The sequence below is a fragment of the Streptomyces sp. CB01881 genome (genome assembly GCF_002953255.1).
Classification (GTDB): Bacteria; Actinomycetota; Actinomycetes; order Streptomycetales; family Streptomycetaceae; genus Kitasatospora.
This window is the reverse complement of sequence record NZ_CP026498.1, coordinates 11,014,035-11,018,616: the sequence shown is the minus strand read 5'-3', so window position 1 is coordinate 11,018,616 and position 4,582 is coordinate 11,014,035. Positions and strand designations below refer to the sequence as shown.

4 protein-coding genes are annotated in these 4,582 nt (G+C 72.7%); 3 read left to right on the top strand and 1 reads right to left on the bottom strand.

The window, feature by feature from the left end:
- The coding region (locus C2142_RS41315) for a helix-turn-helix domain-containing protein (protein ID WP_241003345.1) at nt 1–121 on the bottom strand (121 nt) is incomplete at its 3' end.
- Nucleotides 122–470: 349 nt separating this feature from the next.
- Between C2142_RS41315 and aceA the strand changes: the two genes are divergently transcribed.
- The 3 genes from aceA (at nt 471) to C2142_RS37445 (ending at nt 4,389) form a co-directional block, all read left to right on the top strand.
- Nucleotides 471–1,763, top strand: a complete 1,293-nt coding sequence (aceA, locus tag C2142_RS37455; RefSeq protein WP_148647183.1) for an isocitrate lyase — start codon at nt 471–473, stop codon at nt 1,761–1,763.
- Between the two features lie 109 nt (nt 1,764–1,872).
- Nucleotides 1,873–3,483 (top strand): malate synthase A, encoded by a 1,611-nt coding sequence (gene aceB, locus C2142_RS37450; protein ID WP_148647182.1) that lies wholly within the window; start codon nt 1,873–1,875, stop codon nt 3,481–3,483.
- A 27-nt stretch (nt 3,484–3,510) separates the two neighbouring features.
- Nucleotides 3,511–4,389 carry a 3-hydroxybutyryl-CoA dehydrogenase gene (locus C2142_RS37445; protein ID WP_277347307.1) on the top strand — a complete coding sequence of 293 codons (879 nt, stop codon included), beginning with the start codon at nt 3,511–3,513 and terminating at the stop codon, nt 4,387–4,389.
- Nucleotides 4,390–4,582 lie beyond the last annotated feature (193 nt).

Below are 4,582 nucleotides of genomic sequence, written 5' to 3'. Positions count from 1 at the left end.
TCCAACTGAACTGGTTGAGGTAGCTGGGCGAGAGATCGATCAGCCGGGCGAGGGCGGCCTGGCTCAGGCCGCGCTCCTCGCGCAGGCGGCGCAGCCGGGCGCCGGCGAAGGCCTTTCCCATCGTGTCGTTCTCCCCCAACTGAGTGCATCGGCCGACCGAGTGGGCGCAGCCTAACCGCAGGACGCGGGGCCTGGTCGTCGCAACCTTCGCAGATTCGCCGGGGATCGTTCGCAGAAGTTGGCAGCAGTCCACCGGTGACGGTGGCTCCGCGGGCTGCCAGAGTCGGTGGTGCGGCCGGGAGGTGCGCAGGACAGCAGTGAAATACCAGGTCAGTCGCGGCCGGGAATGCTGTCCGGGCATCCACGTCCTGCGGTGTTCCACCGCCGCCCGGCACCACCCGGCCGCCCACTCGCCCTTGCGGTGAGGTGCGTCACATCCTTCGCAACGAGCACCCCTGGGGAGCAGACCCATGACTCAGTCGGTTCGGCAGCAGCAGGAGCAGCGCGCGGCGGAGCTCGCCGCCCGGTGGGCCTCCGACCCCCGCTGGGCGGGCGTCGAGCGCACCTACACGGCGGCCGACGTGGTGCGCCTGTCCGGCACGGTGCGCGAGGAGCACACCCTGGCCCGGCGCGGCGCCGAGCGCCTGTGGCGGCAACTGCACGAGCAGGACTACATCCACGCCCTCGGCGCGCTCACCGGCGGACAGGCCGTCCAGATGGTGAAGGCCGGGCTGAAGGCGATCTACCTGTCCGGCTGGCAGGTGGCGGCCGACGCCAACCAGGCGGGCCAGACCTACCCGGACCAGAGCCTCTACCCCGCCAACTCCGTTCCCCAGGTGGTCCGCAGGATCAACAACGCCCTGCTGCGCGCCGACGGGATCGACGCCGCCGAAGGCAGCGACGGCCTCGACTGGCTGGTGCCGATCGTGGCCGACGCCGAGGCCGGCTTCGGCGGCCCGCTGAACGCCTTCGAGCTCACCAAGGGCATGATCGCCGCCGGCGCCGCGGGCATCCACTACGAGGACCAGCTCGCCTCCGAGAAGAAGTGCGGCCACCTCGGCGGCAAGGTGCTCGTCCCCACCGCCCAGCACATCCGCACGCTCAACTCGGCCCGCCTGGCGGCCGACATCGCCGACGTGCCGACCGTGATCGTGGCCCGCACCGACGCGCTCGCCGCCAACCTGCTGACCACCGACGTGGACGAGCGCGACGCCCGGTTCTGCACGGGCGAGCGCACCGCCGAGGGCTTCTACCGGGTCGAGCCCGGCATGGCGCCGGTGATCTCCCGCGGCCTCGCCTTCGCCCCGTACGCCGACCTGATCTGGGTCGAGACCGGCACCCCGGACCTCGCCCAGGCCCGCGAGTTCGCCGAGGCACTCAAGGCCGAGTACCCGGACAAGATGCTGGCCTACAACTGCTCGCCCTCCTTCAACTGGAAGGCCGCCCTGGACGACGACCAGATCGCCAAGTTCCAGCGGGAGTTGGGTGCGATGGGCTACCGCTTCCAGTTCATCACGCTGGCCGGCTTCCACGCGCTCAACCACTCGATGTTCCAGCTGGCCCGCGGCTACGCCGAGCACGGCATGACGGCCTACGTCGACCTGCAGGAGGCCGAGTTCGCCGCGGTGCCGGACGGCTACACGGCCGTCAAGCACCAGCGCGAGGTCGGCACCGGCTACTTCGACCTGGTCTCCACCGCACTCAACCCGCAGGCCGAGACCCTGGCGCTCACCGGCTCCACCGAGGCCGAGCAATTCCACTGAGCCACCCTGGCGGCCTCGTTGGGGACGAGCCGCCGTCCACCCCACCGCCCGGGGCCTCGTTGAGGGACGAGGCCCCGGGCGCCTCCCACCCGCCCTCCTGGAGAACCGGATGAGCCACCCCAGCCGTATCGAGGTCCTCGGCGAACACGAGGACCGCTTCGACGAGATCCTCACCCCCGAGGCCCTCGCCTTCCTCACCCGCCTGCACGACCGGTTCGCCCGGCGCCGCACCGAGCTGCTCGCCGAACGCGACCGCCGCCGCGCCGAGTTGGCCGCCGGTGCCACCCTCGACTTCCGCCCCGAGAGCCGCGCCGTCCGGGAGGACCTCACCTGGCGGGTCGCCGGCGCCGGGCCGGGCCTGGTCGACCGCCGGGTGGAGATCACCGGCCCTCCCGAGCGGCGGATGACCGTCAACGCCCTCAACTCCGGTGCCAGGGTGTGGCTGGCGGACTTCGAGGACGCCACCTCCCCCACCTGGCACAACCTGGTCTCCGGCCAGCTGAACCTGGTCGACGCGATCGAGCGCCGGATCGACGACACCACGCCGGAGGGCCGGCGCTACCGTGTCGGGGACACCCCCGCGACCATCGTGGTCCGTCCCCGCGGCTGGCACCTGGACGAGCAGCACCTGCTGATCGACGGCCGCCCGGCCGTCGGCGCCCTGGTCGACTTCGGCCTCTACCTGTTCCACTGCGGCCGGCTCCAGATCGAGCGCGGCAGCGGCCCGTACTTCTACCTCCCGAAGCTGGAGAACCATCTCGAAGCCCGGCTCTGGAACGACGTCTTCACCTTCGCCCAGGCCGAGTTGGGCATCCCGCACGGCACCGTCCGCGCCACCGTCCTGATCGAGACCATCACGGCCGCCTTCGAGATGGAGGAGATCCTCCACGAGCTGCGCGACCACGCCGCCGGCCTCAATGCGGGCCGCTGGGACTACCTGTTCAGTCTGATCAAGAACCTGGCCCACCGCGGTCCGCGTTTCGTCCTGCCGGACCGTGCCACCCTGACGATGACCCAGCCGTTCATGCGCGCCTACACCGACCTGCTGGTGCGCACCTGCCACCGGCGCGGCGCCCACGCCATCGGGGGCATGGCCGCCGCGATCCCGCAGCGCGACCCCGCCGCCAACGAGGCGGCCCTGACCAAGGTCCGGGCCGACAAGGAGCGCGAGGCGGGCGACGGCTTCGACGGGTCCTGGGTCGCCCACCCCGCCCTGGTCGCCACCTGCCGCACCGCCTTCGACGCCGTCCTCGGCGACCGCCCCCACCAGCTCGACCGCACCCGCGAGGACGTCGAGGTCACGGCCGCCGACCTGCTCGCCGTCCACCGGCTCTCCGTCGGCCTCCCCACCGAACAGGGCGTGCGCTCCAACGTCGCCGTCGCCCTGCGCTACCTGGTCGCCTGGCTGGACGGCTCCGGCGCGGTGGCCGTCTTCGGCCTGATGGAGGACGTCGCCACGGCCGAGATCGCCCGCTGCCAGATCTGGCAGTGGCAGCACCACTGCTCCCGGCTCGCCGGCGGCTCGCTCGCCACCGCCGACCTGGTGCGGCGCCTGATCGACCGTGAGCGTGCCACGCTGCTCGCCGAGGGTTCCGACCTGGTGCTGGTGGACGACGCGGTGCGCATCCTGGAGGACACCGCCTTCGGCGCCGACCTGCCCGCCTTCCTCACGACCGGGGCCTACGCCCGCCACCTCGTGCGGATCCGCACCGCGGCCTGAGCCGCCCGACCACGGAGGCAGTGCACCATGAACGGCACCATGAACGACATCCGCCGTGTCGCGGTCGTCGGCGCCGGACAGATGGGCTCCGGCATCGCCGAGGTCCTCGCCCGCGCCGGACTCGACACCATCGTCTGCGAGTCCGGCCGGGCCGCCCTGCGCGCCGCCCGGAGCCGGATCGACCGCTCGCTGCACCGCGCCGTCGACCGGGGCCGGATCAGCGAGCAGCAGCGCACCGACGCCTGGGCCCACCTGCTGTTCGCCGACGACCTGGAGGCGCTCGCCGACCGCCAGCTCGTCGTCGAGGCCGTCGTCGAGGACGAGAGGGTCAAAACGGAGGTGCTCACCACCCTGGACAAGGTGCTCGTCGCCGAGGACGCCGTCCTGGCCACCAACACCTCGGCCATCCCGGTGACCCGGCTGGGCATCACCACCGGCCGGGCCTCCCACGTCCTGGGGCTGCACTTCTTCAACCCGGCCCCGGTCATGCCGCTGGTCGAACTCGTCACCTCGCTGCACACCGACCCCGCCGTGGCCGGCCGGGTGGAGGCCTTCGCCAGGGACGTCCTCGGCAAGCGCGTCGTCCGCGCCCGCGACCGGGCCGGCTTCGTCGTCAACGCCCTGCTCGTGCCCTACCTGCTCTCCGCGATCCGGATGGCCGAGGCCGGGCACGCCGGCCCCGAGGACATCGACGCCGGCATGGTCCACGGCTGCGCCCACCCGATGGGCCCGCTCCAACTCGCCGACCTGATCGGCCTGGACACCGTCGAGGCGATCGCCCGGTCGATGTACGACGAGTACAAGGAACCGCTGTACGCCCCGCCGCCCCTGCTCTCCCGCATGGTCGAGGCCGGGCACCTCGGCCGCAAGAGCGGGCGCGGGTTCCACGTCCACCGGACGGCCTGACCACCCCGGGCACCCGTCGGCGCCCACCGCCCTGGAGATCGCGCCACCCGCGCACGCTCCAGGGCGGTGGGCTGTCCCGGGCCGCCGGGAGGAGCCGGTTCCCGGTGGATCACCGGCTCTGCGGCGAGCGGGCTCCATCATGCGGGCCGGTCGGCCCGTCGTCGGACCGCGGCGGGGTGTGCGGGCGGGGCGT

Excerpts from the sequence above, each read along its gene's own strand:
- aceB (WP_148647182.1), top strand. The coding sequence starts at position 1,873 with ATGAGCCACCCCAGCCGTATCGAGGTCCTCGGCGAACACGAGGACCGC.
- C2142_RS37445 (WP_277347307.1), top strand. The coding sequence starts at position 3,511 with ATGAACGGCACCATGAACGACATCCGCCGTGTCGCGGTCGTCGGCGCC.
- aceA (WP_148647183.1), top strand. The coding sequence starts at position 471 with ATGACTCAGTCGGTTCGGCAGCAGCAGGAGCAGCGCGCGGCGGAGCTC.